The organism is Roseateles sp. P5_D6 (genome assembly GCF_054049415.1).
The window spans coordinates 81,661-106,138 of the sequence record NZ_JBFUMK010000012.1 but is presented as its reverse complement, the minus strand read 5'-3'; the positions used below and the strand labels follow the sequence as shown (position 1 = coordinate 106,138).

Annotated in this window: 19 protein-coding genes and 2 riboswitches; of the genes, 7 read left to right on the top strand and 12 right to left on the bottom strand. The window is 68.8% G+C overall.

Annotated features, from left to right (window positions below):
• The 3 genes from ACXJKM_RS17535 to ACXJKM_RS17525 all read left to right on the top strand — a co-directional run bounded on the left by ACXJKM_RS17535 (position 1) and on the right by ACXJKM_RS17525 (position 2,979).
• On the top strand, positions 1-789 hold the full coding sequence (locus ACXJKM_RS17535) for a thiazole synthase (RefSeq protein ID WP_457354037.1): 789 nt from the start codon (positions 1-3) through the stop codon (positions 787-789).
• The gene (locus ACXJKM_RS17530) at positions 786-2,339 is read left to right on the top strand and encodes a bifunctional hydroxymethylpyrimidine kinase/phosphomethylpyrimidine kinase (RefSeq protein WP_457354035.1); all 1,554 of its coding nucleotides are present in this window, start codon (positions 786-788) and stop codon (positions 2,337-2,339) included. Before ACXJKM_RS17535 ends, ACXJKM_RS17530 begins: the two co-directional genes overlap by 4 nt.
• 127 nt (positions 2,340-2,466) lie before the next feature.
• On the top strand, positions 2,467-2,979 hold the full coding sequence (locus tag ACXJKM_RS17525; RefSeq protein WP_457354033.1) for a PEP-CTERM sorting domain-containing protein: 513 nt from the start codon (positions 2,467-2,469) through the stop codon (positions 2,977-2,979).
• A gap of 11 nt (positions 2,980-2,990) precedes the next feature.
• Here the strand turns inward: ACXJKM_RS17525 and ACXJKM_RS17520 are convergent, their stop codons facing one another.
• Entirely contained in the window at positions 2,991-3,923 is a 933-nt protein-coding gene (locus ACXJKM_RS17520; RefSeq protein ID WP_457354031.1) for a LysR family transcriptional regulator, read from the bottom strand.
• 105 nt (positions 3,924-4,028) lie between these two features.
• Between ACXJKM_RS17520 and ACXJKM_RS17515 the strand changes: the two genes are divergently transcribed.
• On the top strand, positions 4,029-5,042 hold the full coding sequence (locus ACXJKM_RS17515) for a zinc-binding alcohol dehydrogenase family protein (protein WP_457354029.1): 1,014 nt from the start codon (positions 4,029-4,031) through the stop codon (positions 5,040-5,042).
• A 112-nt stretch (positions 5,043-5,154) separates the two neighbouring features.
• Complete coding sequence (locus ACXJKM_RS17510; protein ID WP_457354027.1) at positions 5,155-5,889, top strand: DUF72 domain-containing protein; 735 nt, start codon at positions 5,155-5,157, stop codon at positions 5,887-5,889.
• A gap of 7 nt (positions 5,890-5,896) precedes the next feature.
• Here the strand turns inward: ACXJKM_RS17510 and ACXJKM_RS17505 are convergent, their stop codons facing one another.
• Genes ACXJKM_RS17505 through ACXJKM_RS17485 form a run of 5 tightly spaced genes read right to left on the bottom strand, consistent with a single transcriptional unit; the run spans position 5,897 to position 13,270 of the window.
• Positions 5,897-7,366 carry a hypothetical protein gene (locus ACXJKM_RS17505; protein ID WP_457354025.1) on the bottom strand — a complete coding sequence of 490 codons (1,470 nt, stop codon included), beginning with the start codon at positions 7,364-7,366 and terminating at the stop codon, positions 5,897-5,899.
• A gap of 53 nt (positions 7,367-7,419) precedes the next feature.
• Positions 7,420-8,388 carry a diguanylate cyclase domain-containing protein gene (locus ACXJKM_RS17500; protein ID WP_457354023.1) on the bottom strand — a complete coding sequence of 323 codons (969 nt, stop codon included), beginning with the start codon at positions 8,386-8,388 and terminating at the stop codon, positions 7,420-7,422.
• On the bottom strand, positions 8,340-11,021 hold the full coding sequence (locus tag ACXJKM_RS17495; protein WP_457354021.1) for a PAS domain S-box protein: 2,682 nt from the start codon (positions 11,019-11,021) through the stop codon (positions 8,340-8,342). The genes ACXJKM_RS17500 and ACXJKM_RS17495 overlap by 49 nt, the downstream gene beginning before the upstream one ends.
• A 55-nt stretch (positions 11,022-11,076) precedes the next feature.
• Entirely contained in the window at positions 11,077-11,874 is a 798-nt protein-coding gene (locus ACXJKM_RS17490) for an NRDE family protein (protein ID WP_457354019.1), read from the bottom strand.
• Between the two features lie 7 nt (positions 11,875-11,881).
• Complete coding sequence (locus ACXJKM_RS17485; RefSeq protein WP_457354017.1) at positions 11,882-13,270, bottom strand: L-serine ammonia-lyase; 1,389 nt, start codon at positions 13,268-13,270, stop codon at positions 11,882-11,884.
• A gap of 72 nt (positions 13,271-13,342) precedes the next feature.
• Between ACXJKM_RS17485 and ACXJKM_RS17480 the strand changes: the two genes are divergently transcribed.
• Positions 13,343-15,196, top strand: coding sequence for a sensor domain-containing diguanylate cyclase (locus ACXJKM_RS17480; protein WP_457354015.1), 1,854 nt, complete (start codon positions 13,343-13,345; stop codon positions 15,194-15,196).
• On the opposite strand, the gene ACXJKM_RS17475 is transcribed toward ACXJKM_RS17480, so the two are convergent.
• Genes ACXJKM_RS17475 through gcvT form a run of 5 tightly spaced genes read right to left on the bottom strand, consistent with a single transcriptional unit; the run spans position 15,193 to position 19,993 of the window.
• Positions 15,193-15,321 carry a hypothetical protein gene (locus ACXJKM_RS17475; protein ID WP_457354013.1) on the bottom strand — a complete coding sequence of 43 codons (129 nt, stop codon included), beginning with the start codon at positions 15,319-15,321 and terminating at the stop codon, positions 15,193-15,195. The genes ACXJKM_RS17480 and ACXJKM_RS17475 overlap by 4 nt on opposite strands.
• Positions 15,322-15,341: 20 nt before the next feature.
• Complete coding sequence (locus ACXJKM_RS17470) at positions 15,342-15,566, bottom strand: hypothetical protein (RefSeq protein WP_457354011.1); 225 nt, start codon at positions 15,564-15,566, stop codon at positions 15,342-15,344.
• Positions 15,567-15,576: 10 nt separating this feature from the next.
• Positions 15,577-18,465 (bottom strand): aminomethyl-transferring glycine dehydrogenase, encoded by a 2,889-nt coding sequence (gene gcvP, locus ACXJKM_RS17465; RefSeq protein ID WP_457354010.1) that lies wholly within the window; start codon positions 18,463-18,465, stop codon positions 15,577-15,579.
• A 21-nt stretch (positions 18,466-18,486) separates the two neighbouring features.
• Positions 18,487-18,861, bottom strand: a complete 375-nt coding sequence (gene gcvH, locus ACXJKM_RS17460; RefSeq protein ID WP_056197006.1) for a glycine cleavage system protein GcvH — start codon at positions 18,859-18,861, stop codon at positions 18,487-18,489.
• A 19-nt stretch (positions 18,862-18,880) separates the two neighbouring features.
• The gene (gene gcvT, locus ACXJKM_RS17455) at positions 18,881-19,993 is read right to left on the bottom strand and encodes a glycine cleavage system aminomethyltransferase GcvT (protein WP_457354008.1); all 1,113 of its coding nucleotides are present in this window, start codon (positions 19,991-19,993) and stop codon (positions 18,881-18,883) included.
• A 27-nt stretch (positions 19,994-20,020) separates the two neighbouring features.
• A riboswitch (glycine riboswitch) is annotated at positions 20,021-20,135 on the bottom strand.
• 32 nt (positions 20,136-20,167) lie between these two features.
• Positions 20,168-20,265: riboswitch (glycine riboswitch) on the bottom strand.
• 78 nt (positions 20,266-20,343) lie between these two features.
• On the opposite strand from gcvT, the gene ACXJKM_RS17450 reads away from it, so the two are divergent.
• A complete protein-coding gene (locus tag ACXJKM_RS17450; RefSeq protein ID WP_457354006.1) occupies positions 20,344-21,174 on the top strand; it encodes a PEP-CTERM sorting domain-containing protein in 831 nt (276 codons plus the stop codon).
• Here ACXJKM_RS17450 and ACXJKM_RS17445 read toward each other — a convergent pair.
• Positions 21,171-24,431 (bottom strand): amidohydrolase family protein, encoded by a 3,261-nt coding sequence (locus ACXJKM_RS17445; RefSeq protein WP_457354004.1) that lies wholly within the window; start codon positions 24,429-24,431, stop codon positions 21,171-21,173. The genes ACXJKM_RS17450 and ACXJKM_RS17445 overlap by 4 nt on opposite strands.
• Between the last annotated feature and the right edge of the window lie 47 nt (positions 24,432-24,478).

Genomic DNA, 24,478 nt, shown 5'->3' with positions numbered 1-24,478 from the left:
ATGTCTTGGACCCTTTACGGCTGCCAGCTCACCAGCCGCTTCCTGCTCGGCACCGCCGGCTACCCCTCGCCCGAGATCCTTCGCCGGGCCGTGCTGGCCAGCGGCGCCCAGGTGTTGACCGTCGGCCTCAAGCGCACGCTCGCGGCGGCCGGCGACAACGGCTTTGTCGCCGCCATCCGCGCGACGCTCGCCGAGACCGGCGGCCACCTGTTGCCCAACACCGCCGGGTGCCGCACCGCGCAGGAGGCCGTCACGCTGGCGCACATGGCGCGCGAGCTCTACGACACGCCGTGGATCAAGCTGGAGGTCGTCGGCGACGAGTACACGCTGCAACCCGACCCCTGGGAGCTGGTCACGGCCGCCGAGCAGCTCGTGAAGGACGGTTTCGAGGTCTTCCCCTACTGCACCGACGACCTCGTCACCTGCCGCCGCCTGCTGGACGCCGGCTGCCAGGTGCTGATGCCCTGGGGCGCACCCATCGGGTCGGGCCAAGGCCTGCTCAACCCGTTCGCCCTGCGCACGCTCCGCGAGCGCCTGCCCGGCGTGTCGCTGATCGTGGACGCCGGCATCGGTGCGCCCTCGCACGCGGCCCAGGCGATGGAGCTGGGCTTTGACGGCGTGCTCTTGAACTCCGCCGTCGCGCAGGCCGGCGACCCCATCCGCATGGCCGCGGCGTTCGGCCAGGCCATCGAGGCCGGGCGAACCGGCTTCGAGGCCGGCGTCATGAGCAAGCAGGACATGGCTGTCGCGAGCACACCGGTGGGCGGCAGGCCCTTTCTGATTCCATGAGCAAGCCACCCATCATCTGGAGCATTGCCGGGCTGGACAGCGGTGGCGGTGCCGGCCTGTCGGCCGACCAGCGCGCTGCCGATGCGGCGGGCGTGCACCTTTGCCCCGTGGCGGCCGCGTTGACGGCGCAGAACAGCGTCGCCGTCGAGGCCGTCTTTCCCGTACCGCCTGAGCAGCTCGACGCCCAGCTCGCCGCGCTGGCCGATGACCTGCCGCCTGCTGCGATCAAGACGGGCCTGCTCGGCGGTGTCGAGCAGTTGCGCGTTGTTGCACGCTGGGTTGACCGGCTGCGCGAGCGCGCTCCCGTCACTCTGGTTGTCGACCCGGTGCTGCGGGCCTCCACCGGCGCCACCTTTGCCGACGAAGCACTGCTGCGCGCTTATCGCGAGGAGCTGCTGCCGCGGACCAGCGTCGTCACGCCCAACCAACGCGAGACGGCGTGCCTGGTGGGCGAGGGCAGCGTGCCTGCGCAGGCGCGCGCGCTGCTGGCCCTGGGTGCACACGCTGTCTGCATCACCGGTGGCGATGCCGGCGGCCCGCTCGCCCTGGATTGGTTGGCGGCCGAGCATGCAACCGGCTGGCTGGCCCTGCCGCGCCGCGCCGCTGGCAACAACCACGGCACCGGCTGCACCTTCGCGACCGCCCTGGCTGCGGCATCGGCCCGAGGTTTCGTCGCTGCCGATGCGGCCGTTATCGCCAAGATGCTGACGACCTCCGGCCTGCGTGCCGACATGCAGTCGCCTGGCGCTGGCGCGGGGCCGGCGCGGCCTGAGTCGGGTTTCATCGGCGATGCCAGCCTATTGCCCGCGCTGTTCGACGACGAGGCGCCACCCGAGGCCTGGCCGGCAGCGCGCCGCGGGGCACCGGCCCTCGAAGGGGTCTACGCCATCACCGACAGCGGCGCCCATGCCGCCCGCCTCTTCGATGCCGGCCTGCAAACGGTCCAACTGCGCGTCAAGCGAACCCCGGGCGAGGCTGACGCCGTCTGGACAGCCCGCTTGCGCGCCGAAATCAAGGCCGCGCGGCACCCGGGCGCGGTCCTCATCGTCAACGACCACTGGCGAGAGGCACTGGCCTCGGGCGTCGACTTCATCCATCTGGGCCAGGAAGATCTGCTGGCGCTTTCCGCTGCCGATCGACGTGACCTTGCCGAGGCGCGAGCTCGTGGCCTGCGCCTGGGGCTGAGTTCGCACAGCCTGTGGGAGTTGGCCCACGCCGTGGCCTGGTCGCCCGACTACATCGCCTGCGGTCCCGTCTGGCCAACGCTGACCAAGGCCATGCCCTGGCGGGCACAAGGGCTGCACAACCTCGCCTGGTGGGTGGCGATGGCGCCGGCGCCTGTGGTCGGCATTGGCGGCGTGCTGGAGCCGCAGCAGCTCGCCGAGATCGCCGCCAGTGGCGCCAGCGCCGGCTGCGTCGTGCGCGGCCTTGCACCCGGGGCGACCCACCTGCCGCAGGCCTGGCAACGGGCGTGGCGCGATGGGCGTGGTGCGCTGCCCTTTCACGCGCCGCACTGGCCGCTTCCCGGCCTGCCCGTCAAGCTCGAATGAGGTGCTTGAGCCCGATTGCGGTGTCGGTGGGCTTTACAGCGCCTGTTACAAAGAATGTGCGCTTCATAGGAGAAACCAGCAATGGCCCGGAGCTTGCTTTGATTTGCTAAATCGCCTGGAGAACAAGATGAATTTCCGTACCGTCCTTGCCGGTGTTGCCCTCGCAGCGTCTGCTTTGGTTGCCCATGCCGCACCCGTCCTGATCATGCAGGGTGTTGGTGGCGTGGATCTGAACAACCTGCTCATCGGCCAAACCTTCCAGGTCGAAGTGATCGTCCAAGGCGGTTCGGCCGGCGAGGTGGATGCCGGTGGTTCCGGCGGCGGTGCGTTCACTGCCGATGGCTCGCCCGCGCTGAACCTGACAAACATCGTCATCGGAACCCTGGGTAATGGTGTGGAGTGGAATCTTGACCCGTCGCTGTTCATCATCGATTACACGGCCGTTGCCGCGGGTTCCGGTTTCATCGCCACCAATTCCCAGTGCCTGAATTCCAACCTTCAGAACTACGGCTGCGGCTTCACCAGCGGCCCGCTGACTTTCACAGTGCGTGACCCGAACCGCCTGCCCGAGCCCGCCAGCCTGGCGCTGACTGGTCTTGCATTGCTCGGCCTGGGCGCCATCCGCCGCCGCGCCCACTGAACGTCGCGGCCTCAGCGCCGCACTTCACTTCCATCCAGGGCCCCACAGTGGGCCCTGATGCTTTCTGCGAGCCGCCGCAGGGCCGGCGTCAGGCGGTGCCGCCCGACCGCCATCCAGTGAAGCGGCGCGGGCTCGCCGAGCCATTCCGGCAGCAGCGCCACCAGCCGCCCGGCCGCCAGGTCGGCGGCCACGTCGAGGCGGCTCTTGTAGGCGATGCCCAGCCCGGCCACGGCCCATTCGCGCACCAGGCCGCCGTCGTCCACGGTGCGGTCCCCACTGACCTCGACCGCGCAAGCCTCACCATCGGGTGACGTGAAGCGCCAGCGGCCGTGCAGGCTGTCACCGAGCATCCAGCGCAGGCAGTTATGGCTACGCAGGTCAGCGGGCGTCGCCGGTTGGCCGTGGCGAGCGACATAGGCCGGGCTGGCGCACAGCACGCGACGGTTGTCCGGCGCCAAGGGGAGGGCGATGAGACTGGAGTCGGGCGGCTCGCCGTAGCGCACGGCGTAGTCGACGGGCTCCTGCACGAGATCGGTCACCCGGTCGCTGAGTCGCAACTCCAGTTGCAGCGCCGAACTGCCATCACTGGCAATGAAATCCTCGATCCAGTGCCAAAGATGCTGGCGCCCGATGTCGCTGGGCAGGCTCACCCGCAGGCGCCCGCTGAGGGGCTGGTCCTCGGCCGTGATGCCCCGCAGCGCGGCTTGGCCACCCTCCCAGGCAGCCAGCAGCTGCCGTGCATGCGGCAGCCATTGCTCGCCCGCCTCGGTCAGGCGCAGCCGGCGCGTCGAGCGCTCGAACAGCCGCACGCCCAGCTCACGCTCCAGCCTTGCAATGGTGGCGCTGGCCTGCACGGGGCCGAGGTCCAGGCGTCGCGCCGCTGCCGAGAAGCTGCCGGCCTCGGCGGCGCAGACAAAGAGCTGCAGCGGTGAAAAGCGATCCATCTTCATCTTTGTGATGAAACTGATTCGCCGATCCTAGTCTTTCTGATTTGAATGCTGGCTGCCACCATGACGGCCATCGTTGATTCGTCTCAGAAAGGACGTCCCATGAAAGCCGTCGGCTATGTGCAATCCCTGCCCATCGATCACCCCGAATCCCTGATCGATCTCGAACTGCCCGCGCCGGCGCCCGGCCCGCTGGACCTGCTGGTTCGCGTCGCGGCCGTGTCGGTCAACCCCGTCGACACCAAGGTGCGACGCAACCGCGCGCCAACGGCTTCCCGGCCCGAGGTCCTCGGCTGGGACGCCGTGGGTACCGTGGAGGCGCTGGGCCAGGACGTCAGTGGCTTTGCCATCGGTGACCGCGTCTACTACGCCGGCGCCATCAATCGCCCCGGCTCCAATGCCGAGTTGCAGGTCGTCGACCACCGCATCGCGGCGCTGGCGCCAAAAAGCCTCACCGATGCCGAGGCCGCCGCCTTGCCGCTGACCGCCATCACGGCCTGGGAGCTGTTGTTCGACCGCCTCGGCGTGGCCGAGGGTGGCGGCGCAGGCCAGAGCCTGCTGGTCACCGGCGCGGCCGGAGGCGTCGGTTCCATCCTCGTGCAACTGGCCCGCGAGCTGACCCAGTTGCGCGTCATCGGCACGGCCAGCCGGCCCGAAACGCAGGACTGGGTGAAGCAACTCGGCGCCCATATCGTCATCGACCACAGCCAGCCATTGCGGCCGCAACTGGTGGCCGCCGGCGTCGCAGAGGTCGAGTTCATCGCCAGCCTCACCCATACCGAGCAGCACTGGGACGCCCTCATCGATGCCGCCGCGCCCCAGGGCCGTCTGGGCCTCATCGACGACCTCTCGGGCCCCATCGATGTGATGACGCTCAAGCGCAAGGCCCTGTCCCTGCACTGGGAAATGATGTTCACGCGACCGATGTTCGGCACGGCGGACGTCGCGGAGCAGGGCCGCCTGCTGGCGCGCATCGCCGCCCTGGTCGACGCGGGTCGTGTGCGCACCACGGTCAGCGAGCAGCTGCGCCCGATCAATGCGGCGAACCTGCGGCGGGCGCATGAACTCGTTGAATCGGGCCGCATGCGCGGCAAGATCGTCCTCAGCGGCTTCTGAGCCGCGTCGGACAGCGGCGGGCCCGCGCTGCGCCCTTGTCCGACGCCCGACCCCTGCCAGCCTGCCTAGGCTGGGGACATTGCGATCTTGACGCGGAACTGGTCGACAGCCCATGTCCACTCGGCGCTTGGACGTCACTGCACCCGTCGTTATCGCCACGGCTGCCTGGTCCATCCCGGCCAAGGTGGCGGCGGCCTTTCCGGCGGAGGGCTCGCAGCTGGAGCGTTATGCCGCCGTCATGAACGGCGTCGAGATCAATTCCTCCTTTTACCGCCCGCATCGGCCGCAGACTTATGAGCGCTGGGCCGCCAGCACACCCGAGCACTTCCGCTTCGCCGTCAAGCTCCCGAAGCAGATCTCGCATGAGGCGCGGCTCGAAGGCGTGCAGGAACTGCTGGTGCGCTTTGCCGGCGAAGCCGGTGCCCTGGGCCAGAAATGGGCCGTGCTGCTCGTGCAGTTGCCGCCATCCCTGCATTTCGACGCCGGCGTGGCCGACCGCTTCTTCAAGCAAGTGCATGCGGTGTTCGGTGGCGGCGTCGTCTGCGAGCCGCGCCATCTGAGCTGGTTCTCACTCGAGGCAGAGAAATTGCTGCGCGATCACGAGGTGGCGCGTGCTGCGGTCGACCCGGCCAAATGGCCCGGTTCCAGCGAGCCGGGCGGGTGGCCGGGCATGCGCTATTTCCGCTGGCATGGCTCGCCGCGCATCTACTGGTCACCCTATGAAGAGGCCTGGTTGCAGGAGCGCGCCGAGGCGCTGCCGCGAGACGTGCCCTGCTGGTGCGTCTTCGACAACACGGCGTCCGGTGCGGCGCTGCAGGATGCGCTGCGGCTTCAGGCCCTGCTGTGAACCCGGCTCACCACTTGCAGCCCTTGCCACGCGCCGCGTCCACGGCCAGCGGCAGGGCGGCCAGGATGCCGGCGTTCGCGTAGGCCTTGCGGCAGTCCTTGTTGGCAGCGTCTTCGATGGACTGCTCGAGCTTGGACTTGCGCTCCGGTGGTTGCGGCAGCATGTCGACCAGGCCCGGGCCGCGGCGGGCGGCAATGTCACCGCGCGGCAGTGACAGGTTCAGCGGCGCGCGCGGCGCGCTGGCCGCGGCTGACGGCGGCATGGGCAGGTCGGGGCCCAGGCGTGAGCCGGCATCGGGCGAGCCTGCCGCAGCTTTGGGTGCGGCATACGGGCTGGCGTTGGGATCGCCTTTCGCCGGGCCGGCCGGGGCGTTGACCTCGCCGGGCACGTTGCCTGACAGCTCGTTCAGCGCCGACGCGCCAGGTGCGGCCGCGGTGGTTCGCGGGGTGGCGGTGCTTTGCAGCGGCGTGACTGCAGCACCGCCATCGGCCGACTCCAGGCGGCGCACCGGTGCCGGCAGGTCCTGGCTGTTCAGCGCCGGCGCCGTGGCCGTGGCGGCTGCCGCTGGTGCGCGCAGTTCGCTGGAGCGCGTCAGCGGCGTGACGGCGCCGCCTTCGGCTGTCGGCGCCTCCAGCCGCTGTACGGCGGAGGGCAGGGCGGTGCTCGGTTCAGGCTGGGCGACGGTGCTCGGCGGCGCGGCACGCAGCTCGGCAGCGCGTGGCGGTGCCCGGCTCACACCCGCCTCGGCTGGCGCCTCGAGGCGGCGCACCGGGGCCGGCAGCTCGACGCTCGGCGTGGCGGTGGTGGCCGGCGCAGGCGCAGCACGCAGCTCAGCCGGGCGGGGCAAGGCGGGCGCGGGTGCGGCGGGTGCAGCCTCCAGGCGGCGCACCGCCGAGGGCAGATCGGCAGGCAGGGTGGGCAATTCGGTCGGGCGGCTCGGCGCGCGCAGGCTGGTGGCGGAGGGCAATGGCGCCACGGCGGCCTCGGGCCTGGCTTCCAGGCGGCCAACGGCGGCGGGCAGTTCCGCCGAGGGCGTCTGCAGCGGCGCGGTGCGCGGCGGTGCGCTGAGGTTCTCGCGCTCCACGGGTTTGAAGCCTTCGGGCAGCTCCAGCGTCGCCGCGCTGGGCGGTGCGGGCGAGGGCTCCTCGGTGCGGGCGGCTTCGGGTGGCACTTCCTGCGGGTTCGTGCGGCCCAGCCTGGCGGCGCCAGCTTCGGTAACGGCGGGCGTTGGCCCACGCTGTCCGCCGGAGTCGGCCGTGCTGCTGTCGTTCGGCGGCGCGCCGGCTTCACTGCCGCTGCGGCCCAGCAGCTTGACGGTCAGGCTGCCCCAGACACCCTGGCCCGGCGCGGCCGTGCCGCTGGCGTTGCCGAAGACGAGCACCAGCCAGACGTGCAGCAGCACCGCCAGCAGCAGGCAGCGCTGCAGCTGCTTGGGGTCGGGCGGCAAACGGCGGGGAAGGGCGACGGCGGCAGTCACTGCGGGCGCATTTTGGCCCGGCGCCGCGCCCGGGTTGTTACCAGCTCCGGCGATCAGAAGATGGTTTGCGCGAAGGTGTCACGCCCGGCGGCCTTGGCGCGGTACAAGGCCCGGTCAGCGCGCTCGAGAAGGTCGTCGGCACCGTCGCCCACGCCGCCCCAGCAGGCCATGCCGACGCTGGTCGTCACGAGGATCTCGCCGCCCCCGGGCAGTGGCATCGGCGGGCGGATGGCATCGACGAGCTTGGYCGCCACGTGCGACGCCTCGGCATCGCTCAGCAGGCCTTCCAGGATGACGACGAACTCGTCGCCGSCCAGGCGCGCCGCGGTGTCGGTGCTGCGCACGGCGCCGCGGATGCGCGTGGCAAATTCCTTGAGCACGGCATCACCGGCGGCATGGCCATGGCCGTCGTTGATGCGCTTGAAGTGGTCGATGTCCATGAAGATCAAGGCCAGGGCCTTCTGGCCGCGGCGGGCGCGCGCCAGCGCCAGGGCCAGCCTTTCCTCGAACTCGCGGCGGTTGGGCAGGCGGGTCAGCGGATCGATGCGGGCCAGTTCATGCAACCGGCGCTCGATGTCCTTGGTGGCCGTGATGTCGGTGGACAGGGTGTAGACGCCGGCGACGTTGCCGTCGGCGCGCCGGTCGGGGATGTAGACGGTGTGAAGGTACCGGGTCAGGCCCAGGGCCTGGGACGCGACCTCAAATTCAACGCGTTCGCCGCGCAGTGCCTGCTCCAGGGCCGGCTGGCGCTGGGCATAGAGCTCGGGACCGATCAGCGCCTTCAGGTGGCTGCCGACCGCCAGTTCGGGGGCCACGCCCATCCATTCCTCGAAGGTCTTGTTGACGAAGGTCAGGCGTTGGTTGCGGTCGATATAGGAGATCAGCACCGGCAGGTTGTCGGCGATGGCCTTGAGATGGGCCTGGGCGTCGCCGAGACGCTGGGCGGCGAGCTTGCGGTCGGTGATGTCGAAGGTCACCGCGAAGACGCCGACGACCTGACCGTCGGGGTCGAACTCCGGCACGTAGGTCTGCTGGTTTGGCGGGCCTGGCCAACACTGGGGCCGGTCTCGGATTCGAAGACGACGGTCTGGCCCGCCATGGCCTTGGCCAGCCAGGGGTGCACCTGCGCGACGTAGTCCGCGTCACGCACTTCGTCAATGCGCCGGCCGAGCAGTTGCTCGGGATCGAGTTTGAGCAGGGTCTCGAACTGGCGGTTGGCGAACAGATAGCGGCCGTCGGCATCCAGGTGGGAGATCAGGGCCGGCAGGTTGTCCGTGATGGAGCGCAGGCGCCGCTCGCTGCGCTCCTGCTTCAACTGGGCACTGCGCAGGGCCGTGATGTCGAAGGTCATCAGATAGAAGCCGCTGACGGCATCGGTCTGCGCGTCGCGCATGGGCACGAGGTGGATCTGGAAATAGCCAGTGCCGTCGCGCCAGGGCAGCGAGCCCTCGAAAGTCTGGCGCTGGCCTTGCAGCACGGCCTTCACATGGGGCTCGTGCAGGGCATAGCTGGCCTCGCCCAGGCCGTCGCGCATGGGCAGGCCGATGGCCTTGTCACGATCGAGGCCGTGCACCTTGAGGGCCAGGTCATTGGCAAAGACGCAGCGCTCCTGGGCATCGAAGACGCCGACCATGGCGGGGATGGCGTTGGTCACGTCGCGCATGCGCTGCTCGCTGGCGGCGAGCTGGCGGGCGGCGGCCTTGCGCTGGCTGACGTCGCGCACGAAGGCATGTGCCGCGTAGCCGTCGCCCACGGCCATCGCGGCAACGGAAAGCTCCACGTCCAGCAGCCGGCCGTCGCGGTGCTGGGCCATGAGCTCGACGCGCTGGTTGACGACGCGGCCCTGGCCGGTGTGCCGGAAGCGTGCCATGCCGGCCTCGTGGGCGGCGCGTGACTCGGGCGGGATGATGAGTTCGGAAACGCGCTGGCCCCTCGCCTCGGCCGCCGTGTAGCCGAACAGGCGCTCGGCCTGCAGGTTCCAGTCGGTGATGAGGCCTTCACTGTCCAGGCCGATGAAGGCGTCGCTGGAGTGGTCGAGGATGGCGCGGCAGCGCGCCTGCTCGCCGGCCAGCTGTTTCACCAAGGGCCGCACGTGCTGCCTGAGCACCCAGGTGCCCATCAGAGTCAGCACCGTCAGCAGCAGGGCCAGCCAGCCCAGGCGCTGGCGGATGACGGCGAAGACGGCATCGATGTCGGCCTTGACGACCATCGCCAGGCCGGTGCGCCCAAGCGGCACATAGGCCGCGACGACCGGCACGCCGCGCAGGTCGGGCGTCAGCATGACGCCCGTCTCGCCGAGCAGGGCGCGGTTGATCGGCAGGTTGACGTTGCCGTTGGCGTCGAACATCGGGATGGTGAAGGCCTGGGGATAGAGCTTGGACGGCACGCAGGACGCGACCTTGTCGACGCGGTTGCAGATCAGCACGTCGGAGGAGGCATCGGTGTCGCGGATGCGCATGACCAGGCGGTCCATCAATGGCAGGCGCTGCTCACTCTGGAAGCGGCCCACCACCTCGCCCTTGTCCATGATCGGAACGTCGGTTGCAAGCAGGAAACCGCTGGTCCAGGCGAGACGACCCGTGGCGGCGTAGTCGCGAGCCAGCGCCAGCGACGGCGTGCCCGCCTGGGCAGCGAAGGCGCCGGCTTCGGCCAGCGGCGCGCCGGTGGCGTCGACGAAGCGCGCCGCGGTGACGCCGGCCGTCAGCAGGCTGCGGGTGATGTTGCCCAGGCGCTCGCGCCGGGCAGTGTCGGCCGGGCTGCTGGCCAGCGCCGCGAGTTGCTCGATGACGACGGGGCGGGTGGCGATGGTCTGCGCAAGCCAGACGCCGCCGTCGACGGCGCTGACCAGTGCCTCGGCGGTGAGCACTGCCGTGGAGCGCACATCTTCCTTGCGCGTGTGCTCGAACTCCGATTCCAGCGCTGCGAAGCCGCCCGCGCCGGCCGCCACGGCGACCAGGGCCAGCACGGCCAGCGAGCGCCGCGTGATGCGCTGCTCATGCAGGTCGATGCGCTCACGCAGGTCGCTCCAGCTCAGGCGCAACTCCCAGATCGACAGGGCCAGCAGCGCCAGGCCAGCGGCCGTCGGCAGCGTCAGGCGGTTGTATGAACCCCAGTGGTAGAGCTGCTCCAGATTCAGCAGATAGCCCAGGATGCCAAGGAGGGCGATGCAGGCCGCGACGATGATGCCGACCGCGCTCAAACGCCGGGCCAGCGTGCGTGGCGGGCCGGCCAGCAGGCCCTGGCAGGCGAACAGCAGCAGCAGGGCCACGCAGCCATTGGGTGAGATGCGGCCGGGGTGAGGGTTCAGCGCCGTTGGCAGCACGCCGGGGCGGGTGATGTCGATACCCAAGGACTGGCCACCCATGGCCTCGATGAGCATCAAGGCTGGCAACACGGCCATCAGCAGTGCCATGCCCTGCACGGCGCGCCTGGCGGCAGCGCTCGGCGCCTGCCCGCTGCGCCAGCCGGCCATGACCCAGGCCGTGGCGCTGCCGAGCAGCAACAGCACCGACGACACGATGCCGATCTCGGCCAGTCCGGGCAGGAAACTGCCGACATCCAGTTGCAGGCACCAGCGCACCGCGACAAAGCCGGCCAGGAGCATGCAGGCCAGCGCGGTCCAACGGGCGGTCGACAGGCGAGGCAAGGGTTTCATCGGGCAGCGAGAAGCGGCAGTGCCCGCCTGTATATCAGCTTGAGCGGCGCCTGGGTCAGGGCCAGCGGCTCAATTCGTGGTGGACGGGCGGGAGCCAGTCACCGCCGGCCGTGATGCTGCGCTCGATGACGTGGGTAGTACCGCTGGCCTCACGGATCAGCACGGTCGCGCAGCGCGTGCCGTAGACAGCCCTGTCAGGCCGAGCCGGATCGGGCATGCGCACGAAGCGGGGCGACAGCAGGCGTTCGCGAGCCACGCCGACGCCGGTGTTGGGAAGGGCCGCGTCCGGAGCCGGCGTGGCGTCGGCCAGCGCGGCGAAGAGCCGGCTTGCCAGTTGCTGCGCCGAGGTTGAGCTGTCGAGCGCCTCGGTCAGCGCTTCCGACAGGCCCAAGGTCTTGGGCCAGGGCGTGTCAAGCGAGGCATTCGATAGCGCGTGGATGCCGGGCCGCAGTTCAAGCGGCGCGGAGGCACGGTTGCTGATCCAGTGCCAGGCGTTTCGGGCCAGATCGGCGGTGATGAGATTGAAACCGTTGTAGTCCGGCGCCAGCCCGGCCGCGAAATCGTCAGCGTCGCTGGACGAGCCAAGCCAGTCAACGACCAGGGCGCCGCGCGACGGCGCATCGACGATCTGCCTTCCCGGCTCGCGCACATTGGTCAGCAGCGCGAGACGCCCGGCGCGCGTCAGGCCGAACCAGGTGCCGCCGGCACTGAGATCGCGGCCGGCGAGGATGTCGGGCCGATCCGGCCACCAGGCCATGGGCGCCGCAGCGCGAGCGAAAAACTCGTCGCGGTTGGCGGCGATGACGAGGGGGAAGCGCGGGTGGGCGTTCAGCGCGAACGCGGCGAGGCACATGGCCGCGTCAGCACTCGACGATATTGACCGCCAGGCCGCCGCGGGCCGTTTCCTTGTACTTGGTCATCATGTCGGCGCCGGTGTCGCGCATGGTCTTGATGACCTTGTCCAGGCTGACGAAGTGGGTACCGTCGCCGCGCAGCGCCATGCGCGCCGCGTTGATGGCCTTGACCGACGCGATCGCGTTGCGCTCAATGCAGGGAATCTGCACCAGGCCGCCGACCGGATCGCAGGTCAGGCCCAGGTGGTGCTCCATGCCGATCTCGGCGGCGTTCTCGACCTGCTCCGGCGTGCCGCCCATGACGGCGCACAAGGCGCCGGCGGCCATCGAGCAGGCCACGCCCACCTCGCCCTGGCAGCCGACCTCGGCACCGCTGATGGAGGCGTTTTCCTTGTAGAGGATGCCGATGGCTGCGGCGGTCAGCAGGAAGTCGACGACCCCGCGTTCAGTGGCGTGGTGGACGAAGCGCGTGTAGTAGTGCAGCACCGCGGGCACGATGCCGGCGGCGCCGTTGGTAGGCGCCGTGACGACGCGGCCACCGGCTGCGTTCTCTTCGTTGACCGCCAGCGCGTAGAGGTTGACCCAGTCCATCACCTGCAGTGGGTCGCGCAGCGCGGCCTCGGGGTTGGCCGTCAGGTCGCGATGCAACTGCGCCGCGCGGCGCTTGACCTTGAAGCCGCCGGGCAGGATGCCCTCGGTCTTGCAGCCGCGCGTGACGCAGGCCTGCATGACGCCCCAGATCTTCATCAGGCCGGCGTCGATCTCGGCCTCGGTGCGCCAATGGCATTCGTTGCGGCGCATCAGCTCGGCGATGGAGATGCCGTGGCGCTTGGTCAGCTCCAGCAGCTCGTCGCCGGACTTGAAGGGGTAGGGCAGCACGGTGGTGTCTGGCGCGATGACCTTCTGCTTGCTGCCGTCGGCCGCCACCTCGTCGCTGACGACAAAACCGCCGCCGACGGAGTAGTAGACGCGGTTGGCGATTTCGTTGCCATCCGCGTCGAAGGCGATGCAGCGCATGCCGTTGGCGTGGAAGGGCAGCGTCTCGCGGCGCTTGAAGACCAGGTCCTTGGCTTCGTCGAAGGCGACCTGGTGCTGGCCGAGCAGGTTCAAGTCGCCTGCGCGGATGGTGTCCATCAAGGCCGGGATGGCCTCGATGTCCACTGTGTCAGGCTCATGCCCGGCCAGGCCCAGCAGCACCGCCTTGTCGCTGCCGTGGCCCTTGCCGGTGGCGCCCAGGCTGCCGTACAGGATGACCTGCACGCGCGCCACCTGGTCGAGCAGGCCGTCGTGTTGCAGCCGCAGGCCGAAAAGCCGCGCCGCGCGCATCGGCCCGACCGTGTGCGAGCTGCTCGGGCCGATGCCGATCTTGAAGAGGTCGAAGACGGAGACTGCCATGGGAGGCCTTTCGGGCAATGAGTGGAAGCCTTTCAGCGAAGCGGGTGCGGGCGCTGCCTACACTCCCGCCCCATGCTGAAGAGGTGTTTGGGTGGGCGCCAGCAAGCCTGGCGGTGGTGGGTGGCGGGGATGTTGTGGCTGCTGTCGGGCGTCGCCTGGGCGGGTGGTGTCGACCTGCAGGCCCTGCCGGCCGATGGGCTGGCGCTGGGGCCGCACTGGGAGCTGTTGCAGGACCCGGACCGCAAGCTGGATCTGGCGGCCGCAGCCCGTGGCGACTGGCAGCCCAGCACGGCCGGCGGCGAGGCCGTGTCGTTCGGCTACACCGGGGCCGCGGTCTGGCTGCGCCTGCCGCTGCGCAACGGCGGCAGCCAGCCGGTGCAGGCCATGCTGGACATCAGCTATCCGCTGCTGCAATACCTCGACGTGATCCTGCTCGCGCCGGACGGCACCGCCATCAGGCATGAGCTCGGCTACCAGCGCCCCTTTGCCCAGCGGCGCTGGCCGGGCGGCAACTTCGCCGTGGCGGTCACGCTGGCCCCGGGCGAGACCCGGACGCTGGTGCTGCGGGTGGCGTCCGCGAATTCGCTGATCGTGCCGGCCCGACTGTGGCGCGCCGATGTCTTTCCGCACTTCGACCAGCGCCGGCTGGCCGTGCAGATGCTGTACTTCGGGCTGGCGCTGGCCGTGGGCCTCTACAACCTGGTGATCTTCCTGCTGCTGCGCGACGCGTCGTTCGGTTGGTACGTGCTGTTCGCCGGCAGCATCGCGGCGTCGCTGGCTTGCTTCACCGGCATCGGCACCAACTTCCTTTGGCCGGATGCCCCCTTCTGGCAGCAGCGCGGCGTCAACGTGCCCGGCTCGGTGGCGGCTATCGCGCTGATGATGTTCTCGCGCCGCATGCTGCGCACGCCACAGACCATGCCGCGGCTGGACCTCGGGCTGCGTGCGCTGATCGCGCTGAATGTGCTGCTCATCCCGTTGCTGATGGGCTGGTTCGCGCAGACGGCGCCGTTCTGGGCCGTCTGCAGCGCCACGACGGCCGCGCTGCTGCTGGCCTGCGGCATCACCGGCACGTTGCAGCGCCAGCGCAGTGCCTACTTCTTCGTCGTGGCCTTCAGCGTGCTGCTGGTGGCCGTGCTGCTGGGCCATATGCGCAACCTGGGCGTGCTGCCCAGCAACCTGATCACCAGCGCCGGCACCCAGGCCGGCTCGGCGGTCGACCTGCTGCTGCTGTCGCTGGCACTGGCCGACCGCTACGCGCGCATGCGTGCCGACAAGGAGCAGGCCCAGGCGCGCGCGCTGCAGGCCGAGCAGGCCCGCGTGCAGGCATTGACCGACAGCGAACGCGTGCTGGAGGCGCGCGTGCTGGAGCGCACCGCGGCGCTGGAGGCCGCCAACCGGCAGCTCGAGCTGATGAGCCAGACCGACGGCCTGACCGGGCTGGCCAACCGCCGGCATTTCGACGCGGTGTTGGCCGCTGAATGGGCGCGCGCCCAGCGGGCCGGCCAGCCGCTCGGCCTGGGGCTGCTCGACGCCGACCTGTTCAAGGCCTACAACGACCGGATGGGCCATGTCGCTGGCGACGACTGCCTGCGCCAGATCGCGGCCGTGCTGGCCGACACCATCGGCCGGCGCAGCGGCGAGCTGGTGGCTCGCTATGGCGGCGAGGAGTTCGCCTTCATCGTGCCCGGCGCTAGTGCCATGCAGATGCAGGCGCTGGGCGAGCGCATCGTCGCCGCGTTGCGCGCGCGGGCGCTGCCGCACCCGGCCAGCCCCACGGGTCATGTCACGGCCAGCATCGGGTTGGCAGCCGAAGTGCCCGGCGCAGATCGTCGCCCCGAGCTGTTGGTGCAGACCGCCGATACGGCCCTCTATGCCGCCAAGGCGGCTGGGCGTGATCGGGTGCAGCTGGCGCACGAGGGCTAGAACCGGGACTTGAGTGTCGTCGAGCACCGGTGCGCCACCTTGTCGAGCAGGTCGAACAGCCGGTCCATCTGCGAGCTGCTCGGGCCGAGGCTGGTCTTGAAGAGGTCGAAAACAGAAACAGCCATGGCTCAGTGACCTCGCGGACTCAAACGCATTTGCACTCTTCGGGACTGCGACCACCGCTGCCAGCCGTCTGAGTGGCGGTGTACTTGGCCACGATCTGGCCCTTCATGCCCTGTGCTTCACAGCCGGATGCGCAACGCTGCGCGAGCGTGGGCACCCAGGCGGACCATGCGAGAGCCGCCAGCATCAGGATCGCAAAGCCCGCTATGACTTGCGGGCCTGTTTTCCGATACCAGCGAACTTGCATGGCTTGAGCTTCAGGCTTCTTCGTATTCGCTCAACGGCACGCAGCTGCAGAACAGGTTGCGGTCGCCCCACACGTTGTCCACACGCCCCACAGGCGACCAGTATTTCTGGCGGCGCAGGCTGGGCAGCGGGAACGCCGCCGCTTCACGGCTGTAGCCATGAGCCCATTCCGTCGCGCTGACGACCATCGAGGTGTGCGGCGCATTGACCAGCGGGTTGTCCTCGCGGCTGACCTTGCCGGACTCGACGTCGGCGATCTCCTGGCGGATCTGGATCATCGCGTCGATGAAACGGTCCAGCTCGGCGCGGGACTCGCTCTCGGTCGGCTCGACCATCAGSGTGCCGGCCACRGGGAAGCTCARYGTSGGCGCRTGGAAGCCGTAGTCSATSAGGCGCTTGGCCACGTCYTCKGCGSTGACGCCGGAGCTGTCCTTCAGCGGACGCAGGTCCAGGATGCACTCGTGGGCCACGCCGCCGCCCTTGACGCCGTCGATGTTGCCGCTGAAGTGGATGTCGTAGTGGTCCGACAGGCGGGCCGCGACGTAGTTGGCGGACAGGATGGCCACCTCGGTGGCCTTCTTCAGGCCCTCGGCACCCATCATGCGGATGTACATCCACGAGATCGGCAGTACAGCCGCGTTGCCCAGAGGGGCCGCACTCACGGCGCCGATGTTGGTGGCCTTGCCCAGGCCCGCCGTGCGGTGCGCCGGCAGGAAGGGCACGAGGTCGTCGACGACGCAGACCGGGCCGACGCCCGGGCCGCCACCGCCGTGCGGGATGCAGAAGGTCTTGTGCAGGTTCAGGTGGGACACGTCACCGCCGAACTCGCCGGGTGCCGCCACGCCAACCAGCGCATTCATGTTGGCGCCGTCCACGTAGACGCGGCCGCCGTGGGTCTTCACCATCGCGCAGATTTCCTTCACGTGCGTGTCGAACACGCCATACGTGGAGGGGTAGGTGATCATGATGGCGGCCAGCTTGGCGGCGTGCTGTTCGCACTTGGCCTTCAGGTCGACCAGGTCGATATTGCCTTCCTTGTCGCACTTGGTGACGACGACCTGCATGCCCACCATCTGGGCCGACGCCGGGTTGGTGCCGTGTGCGGATTCGGGGATCAGGCAGACGTTGCGCTGGTGGTCGCCACGCGACTCATGCCAGGCCTTGATGGCCAAGAGGCCGGCGTACTCGCCCTGCGAGCCGGCATTGGGCTGCAGGCTGATGCCGGCATAGCCGGTGCACTCGGTCAGCCAGTTCTGCAGCAGCTGGTCCAGCTCGGTGTAGCCGGCCAGTTGGTCTTGCGGCGCGAAGGGGTGCACGCCCGCGAACTCCGGCCAGGTGATGGGGATCATCTCGGCCGTGGCGTTGAGCTTCATCGTGCAGGAGCCCAGCGGGATCATGCTGCGGTCCAGCGCCAGGTCCTTGTCCGACAGGCTGCGGATGTAGCGCAGCATCTCGGTTTCACTGTGGTGGGTGTTGAAGACCGGGTGGGTCAGGTAGGCGCTGCTGCGGCGCAACTGCGTCGGGATCAGGCTGTCGACGCCGGCGGCGAACTCGGCGACGGTCGGCACGGCCGCACCAGCGGGTGCGAACCAGCTCCAGATCGCCTCGATGTCGGCGCGCGTCGTCGTCTCGTCCAGCGCGATGCTGACGTGCTTGTCGCTGATCTTGCGCAGGTTGGCTTGCGCGGCCACGGCCTTGGCCATGACCGGGGCGGGATCGCACTCGACCAGCAGCGTGTCGAACACATGCGGCGTGACGACCTTGGCGCCCATGCGCGTCAGGCCGGCGTGCAGGATGGCCGTGTAGCTGGCCACGCGTTCGGCGATGCGCTTGAGGCCTTGCGGGCCGTGATAGACCGCGTACATGCTGGCCACGACGGCCGGCAGCACTTGCGCCGTGCAGATGTTGGAGGTGGCCTTCTCGCGGCGGATGTGTTGCTCGCGGGTCTGCAGCGCCAGGCGCATGGCCGGGTGGCCTTGCGCGTCCTTGCTGACGCCGACCAAGCGACCCGGCATGGAGCGCTTGAATTCGTCCTTGCAAGCCAGGAAGGCGGCGTGCGGGCCGCCGGCGCCCATGGGCATGCCGAAGCGCTGGCTGTTGCCGGCAACGATGTCGGCGCCGAACTCGCCAGGCGAGACCAGCAACGTCAGCGCGAGCAAATCGGTGCAGACGATGAAGGCGGCCTGCTTGGCATGGGCCTGGTCGGCGAAGGCCTTCAGGTCATGAATGAGACCGGTGGTGCTGGGGTACTGGCAGACGACGGCGAAATAGTCGTTCTCGGCCATCAGCGCGGGCGCCATGCCGACCTTCACGTCGATACCCAACGGCGCGCAACGCGTCTGGATGACTTCGATGGTCTGCGGGTGCACGTCACCAGCAACGATCAGCGTGTTGCTCTTGCTCTTCACGCCGCGCTTGGCCAGCGTGACGGCTTCTGCGGCCGAGGTGGCCTCGTCCAGCATGGAGCCGTTGGCGATGTCCATGCCGGTGAGGTCGGTCACCATCGTCTGGAAGTTCAGGATGGCTTCCATGCGGCCCTGCGAGATCTCGGCCTGGTAKGGCGTGTAGGCCGTGTACCAGGCGGGGTTCTCGAGGATGTTGCGCAGGATGACGCCCGGCGTGTGGGTGCCGTAGTAGCCCTGGCCGATGAAGCTCTTGTAGACCTTGTTCTTGCCGGCGATGAGCTTCAGCTCGGCCAGCGCGCCGGCCTCGGTGATGGGCGCGGGCAGCTTCATGCCCTGCGAGCGGCGGATGGATTTCGGCACGACCGCGTCGATCAGCGCGGTCCGGCTGGCCACGCCGACGGCGGCGCACATCAGGGATTCATCGACGGCATCCGGCCCGATGTGGCGGGCGTGGAATTCGGAGGCGTCTTCGAGTTGAGAAAGCGGCGTCGGCATGGCGGGTCTTGCTTCGAGGATTTACAGGGTCTTCAACAGGGCGTCGTAGGCGGTCGAGTCCATCAGGGCATCGAGCTGGCTGGGGTTGCTCAGCTTGACCTTGAAGAACCAGCCGGCCTTGAGCGGGTCGGTGTTGGCCAGGGCCGGGTCGTCGCGCAGGGCTTCGTTGACTTCGACGACTTCGCCGTCCACGGGCATGTAGACGTCGGCCGCGGCCTTGACGGACTCGACGACGCCGGCGACTTCCTTTTCGGCATAGGTCTTGCCGACTTCGGGCAGGTCCACGAAGACCACGTCGCCCAGCGCGTCCTGCGCGTGCACGGTGATGCCGACCGTCGCCGTGCCGTCGCCGTGGACGTCAAGCCATTCGTGATCGGGGGTGTACTTGATGCTCATCGTTCAGGCTCCGAGAGGTTTAGCCGCGGTAGTAGCGGTTGGGGGTGAAGGGGGTGGCGGAAACAACCATGGGCGTGCGCTTGTCGCGCACGATGGCGAAGACTTCGGTGCCAGCGGCGGTATGCGCCTTGTCGAGATAGGCGAGTGCTACCGGCTGGTTGACCGTGGGGCCGAGTGTGCCGCTGGTGACGACGCCGATCTCGGTGCCCTCTAGAGTGACGATCTTGGCGCCCTCGCGCACGGGCATGCGCTCCTTGCCGACCAGGCCGACGCGCTTGCGGGCCGCGCCGTTGGCGAGTTGTTCGTCGATGACAGCAGCGCCCGGATAGCCACCGGCACGAGCACCACCGGCGCGGCGCACCTTCTGGATGGCCCAGGTGATGGCCGCTTCGACCGGCGTGGTCGTCTCGTTGATGTCGTGGCCGTACAGGCACAGACCGGCTTCCAGGCGCAGCGAGTCGCGCGCGCCCAGGCCGATGGGCTTGACCTCGGGTTGCGCCAGCAGCTTGCGGGCGAAGGCGATCGCGTGATCCTGGTGGACCGAGATTTCGAAGCCATCCTCGCCGGTGTAGCCCGAGCGGGTCAGGAAGAAGTCAATGCCGTCGACATAGAAGAAGCCGCCGGTCATGAAGGTCAGCTTTTCGACACCGGGAATCAGGCGGCTGAGCGCGTCGACGGCCAGCGGGCCTTGCAGCGCCAGCAGCGCGCGCTCAGGCACGGGAATGACCTCGCAGCGCGAGCCGATGTGCTTTTGCATGTGAGCAATGTCCTGCTCCTTGCAGCCGGCGTTGACGACGACGAACAGGTCGTCGGGGCGCTTGCAGACCATCAGGTCGTCCAGCAGGCCACCCTGGTCGTTCGTGAAGAGGGCGTAACGCTGCTTGAAGACGCCGAGGTCGACGATATCGACCGGCACCAGGGTCTCGAGCGCAGCGGCGGCATCCGAGCCGACCAGGCGCACCTGGCCCATGTGCGACACATCGAACAGGCCGGCGGCGGCCCGCGTGTGCTTGTGCTCGGCCATCACGCCGGCGGGGTATTGCACCGGCATGTCGTAGCCGGCGAAGGGCACCATCTTGGCGCCGAGTTCGACGTGAAGGGCGTGCAGGGGCGTTTGCAGCAAAGAGGACATCAAGTGCTCCGACGAAATTCGGGTTTGGATGTCCTCGCTGTCCGGGGTACCTGAGAGATTGACAAGGCGGTTGGCAGTCCCGCGCAAGCTTGCCCCTTCGGTGAGCCGGCTCCAGGGCCGGCTTCTCTCCAGTGAGGAACGTCGGGAGTGTCTGCCACTGGTGGCGCCCACTCAAGACGTTTGTCAGTCCTTTTGCCTGAGCGTTCGGATCGCTAGACCCTGCGCCTTCGGCGGCCCCCAACTTCAGCGGGGCGCTCTCCTGACGAGTGAGGATTCTATGCACATCTAGGGGGCTGTCCGCGCAAGCAGCTAGGGGCAGACTCGCGGCCATCATTTATGAGGAGACCGCCATGTTGCCCATTCGCGCCGCGCTTGCCCTAGCGATTGCCTCCTTGGCGGCCCCCGCCGGAGCCGTCACCAGTGTCACGGTGCAGCTGGGTGTGAACCCGAATTTCTTCGGCGGCACCGGCCCGGTGAATACCTTGCTGACCCAGCCCAGCACCGCTGAATTGAGCAGTGGCCTCGTGACCGGCGGCTTCAATTCCAGCGGCGCCGCCCACGCCATCGCGCAGGCCGGCACCCTGAAGATGGATGGCACCTCTATGGGCAGCCTGAACAGCCTGGCCCGGGCCATCTTCCGCGACGATTTCAAGCTGGATCTGGCCGGGGTTGCCGCGGGCACCCAGGTGGTCGTGCAGTTCGATCTGCTGCTGAGTGGCAGCTTCAGTGTCGGCGCGTCCAATGAGGCTGCGGCGAACTGGCAGGTGCGCGCCGACGTGGGTGGTGGCGCCTTCGACCTGGGTGCTGGGGGGCATCTGTACAACAACTCCCCGACGCTGGCCATCCACGGCTATGTGGGTGACCCTGTCGGCACTTTGCACGGCACGGCCACCATCAACACCGGCCAGATGCTGCCCCTGTATGTGGAGCTGGAAGCGTCGGCCCAGACCGCATACAACGGTCAGGGCGGCGCCTTGGCCACGGCGGCTTTCGACCTGGGGCACACGCTGCGCTGGGGCGGCATGACGGTTTCGCTCAACGGTGTGCCGCAGAGCCAGGTGACGCTGACCTCGGGCTCGGGATTCAACTATCTGCAGGCAGCGCCGGTGCCCGAACCGGGCACCGGCCTCCTCATCGGGCTGGGCGCCGCCTTCCTGCTCTGGCGGCGCCGCGTGGCTTAGTCGCCCATATGGCCCGACTCCAGGGCCTCCGCGTCGATGGGCATGGTCTGGCCATCGGCGCCCTCGAAGAACAGCGGCTTGCGCGCCTTGGCGACGGGCGCGACCTGGTTCATCGTCATTGCGTCGAACAGGCGGCCGTTCTGCATGACCTGGGCGATGCGGTCCGACTGACGGATGTCGGCCAGCGGGTTGCCGTTGATGACGACCAGGTCGGCCAGCTTGCCGGGCTCCAGCGAACCCAGATCCTTCTCGAAGCCGAAGTTGCGCGCCGGGTTGATGGTGGCGGTGCGCAGGGCTTCATGCGGCGTCATGCCGCCCATGACGAACATCCACATCTCCCAGTGCGTGCCCAGGCCTTCGCGCTGGCCGTGGGCGCCGATGGAGGTGTTGACGCCAGCGCGTGACAGCGCGGTCGCGGTGCGGGCCACGCGGATGATGTTGAAGTCCTCTTCGGGCGCGGTCTCGCGGCGGACCGAGCGCGGCTCCAGCACCGTGCGCGGCACATAGCGGCTCAGCAGCGGGTGCTTCCAGACGTCGGTCCGGGCATACCAGTAATGCTCGCCGTCCAGGCCGCCGTAGCCGACGTTCAGCGTCGGCGTGTAGCCCACTGCCGTCTGGCTCCACAGCTGCTTGACGTCGTCCCAGACCTCGGCCACCGGCAGCGCGTGTTCGACTGTGGTGTGGCCGTCGACCACCATGCTCATGTTGAGCTGGAACAGCGAGCCGCCCTCGGGAACGACCATCATGCCGGTCTGGCGTGCGGCTTCCAGCACCTGCTGGCGCTGGTCACGGCGCGGCTGCTGGTAGCTCTTGACGCTGATGGCGCCTTCGGCCTTCTGGCGGTTCAGATGGGTCAGCGCGTCGTCCAGGCTGTTGACGTTGGAATAGAAGGGCGTGCGGGCACCGTAGAGGATGGTGCCGGTCGAGTAGATGCGCGGGCCCAGCACGAGGCCGGCGCGCTGCATCTCGGCCTGCGTGAAGATGGCCGAGCTCAGGTTGGACGGGTCGTGCAGCGTCGTCACGCCGAAGGCCAGCGAGGCGAGGTTGACCCAGCTCTGCTGCGGGATCAGACCCGAGTCGTTCATGGAGCCATGCCAGTGGGCATCGATGAAGCCGGGCACGATGGTCTTGCCGCTGGCGTCGATGCGCTTGGCGTCCGCGGGAATCGCGACGTCCTTGCCGACCGCCACGATGCGGTTGCCGTCGACCAGGACCGTGCCGCCCTCAATGACTTCATCACCCTTCATCGTCACGATGCGGGCGCCGGTCAGTGCGACCTTGCCCGTGGGCTTGTCGCTGGCCTGCTCGAAGCCGATCTTCTGGCTGGTTGCCTTGTCCTTCCCTTCGGCGTTCGCGGTGAAGAGCTCATCTCCCAGCGTGAAATGCAGCTTCTTGCTGTCGCCGCTCCAGTGCAGCGCCGAGCCGGCGTTCACGTCGAGCTGGCGCACCGGCAGCGCGTCCATCTTGGCGCCGACGGTGATGGTCTTGCCGGACTGGCCCTGCACGTTCGGCAGCGGCGTTACGTAGGCGTGGTATCGCTCCACGAAGCCCAGCCACTGGCCGTCGGGCGACACGCTGTACTCGGCCGCCGCGTCGCTGCGCGCCACCTCGGTCTCACTGCGGTCGCGCAGGTTCAGGCGCGTCAGCGCAAAGCGCTGCTCGACCTCGCTGGTGCTGCTCGTCTTGGTGAAGAAGAGCTCGTCGCTCTTCGCACCGAACTGCGCGCCACTGCCTTCCTTGCTGATGCGTTCGGGCTTGCCCGAGCCATCGGCCGCAGCCAGGTAGAGGCCGGTGTCCAGGCCGTGCCAAGGGCTGGTCAGGCCGCCGCCCTTGACCTTGCGGTAGACGACCTGCTTGCCGTCCGGCGACAGGCGCGGCTCCAGGTATTTGCCCGGCTCCTTGACGAGCAAGGTCTCCTTGCCCGAAGCGATGTCCAGCCGGCGCACGCTGCCCTGGGTGTCGTCGCGCCAAGTGGCGTAGACGACGGACTTGCCGTCGCGCGCCCAGTTCGGCGCGAACTCGAACGACTCGTCCTGCTTCGTCAGCCGGCGCGGTGCGCCGTCGGGAAGGTCCTTCACGTACAGCGACCCAAGCGCCGAGTAGACGACGCGCTTGCCGTCCGGCGACACCTGCGCACCGCGCAACTGGTGCACCGCGAATTTGGCGGGCGCGACGTCCTGCGCAAAGCGCATCGGCTCGCGCAGCTCGCGCGTGTCCTTCACGTGGAAGGGAATGTCGGCAGCCGTGCCCTTGAAGGGGTCGACGCGCCAGATCTTGCCCTCGGCCCAGACGACCATCTCCTTGGAGCCAGGCATCCACGCGAAGCTGGGGTAGACGCCCCACATCGCCCAGATCTCCTGCAGGTCGCGCGACAGGCCGCTCCACGCAGGGCGCTCGACGCCGGTGGTCAGGTCCTTCAGGAACAGCGTGCTCTGGTTGCGCACGCGGCGCACGAAGGCCAGGTATTTGCCGTCCGGCGAGGGCGTGGGCCGCACCGCGCCACCAGGGCCTTGCACGAAGGCCTCGACCGAGCCGTCGCCCAGGTCCTGGCGGAAGATCTTGTAGATCTCGCCATTGCTGTCCTTGTTGTATTCGAAGGTCTTTCCGGGTGTCGTGTCCTGCGAGTAATACAGGTATTTGCCGTCCGGCGACATGGCCGGCTCGCCGAGGTCCTTCTGCCAGTTGGGCTTCTCGTTGAGCTGCACGCCCTTGTTCTTGGCCGCGTCGCCATCGACGTGGAACAGCCAGATCTCGCCCGAGCCCGCGCTGCGCGTGCCGGTGTAGTGCTTGCGCGCCAGCAGGTATTTGCCATTCGGGTGCCAGACAGGGTTGTTCAGCAGGCGGAAGTCTTCCTTGGTCACGGCGCGGGCGCCGCTGCCGTCTATGTTCATGACCCAGATGTTGTCGCCGCCGCCGGCGTCGCTGAGGAAGGCGATCTGCTTGCCGTCCGGCGAGAAGCGGGCCTGGTGTTCCCACGCGATGGAGTGGGTCAGCGCCTTGGCCTCGCCGCCGCCGATCGGCAGCGTGTACAGGTCACCCAGCAGGTCGAACACGATCGTCTTGCCGTCGGGGCTGACGTCCACGCTCATCCAGGTGCCGCTCTTCACGTCGATGTTGGCCGTCTTGGCCACGCCGGGCGGCGTGTTGACATTCCAGACCGCGGACGCGGCCGGCGCGGCAGGCTTGGGCGCTTCTTGTGCGTTCGCGGCCAGGGCTGCGGCCAGCAGCAGGGCGGGGGCGGCGTTCAGACGATGCATGGAGGCGGGTGTTGGGAAGACCAAAACCTTCGATGCTAGCGAAGGGT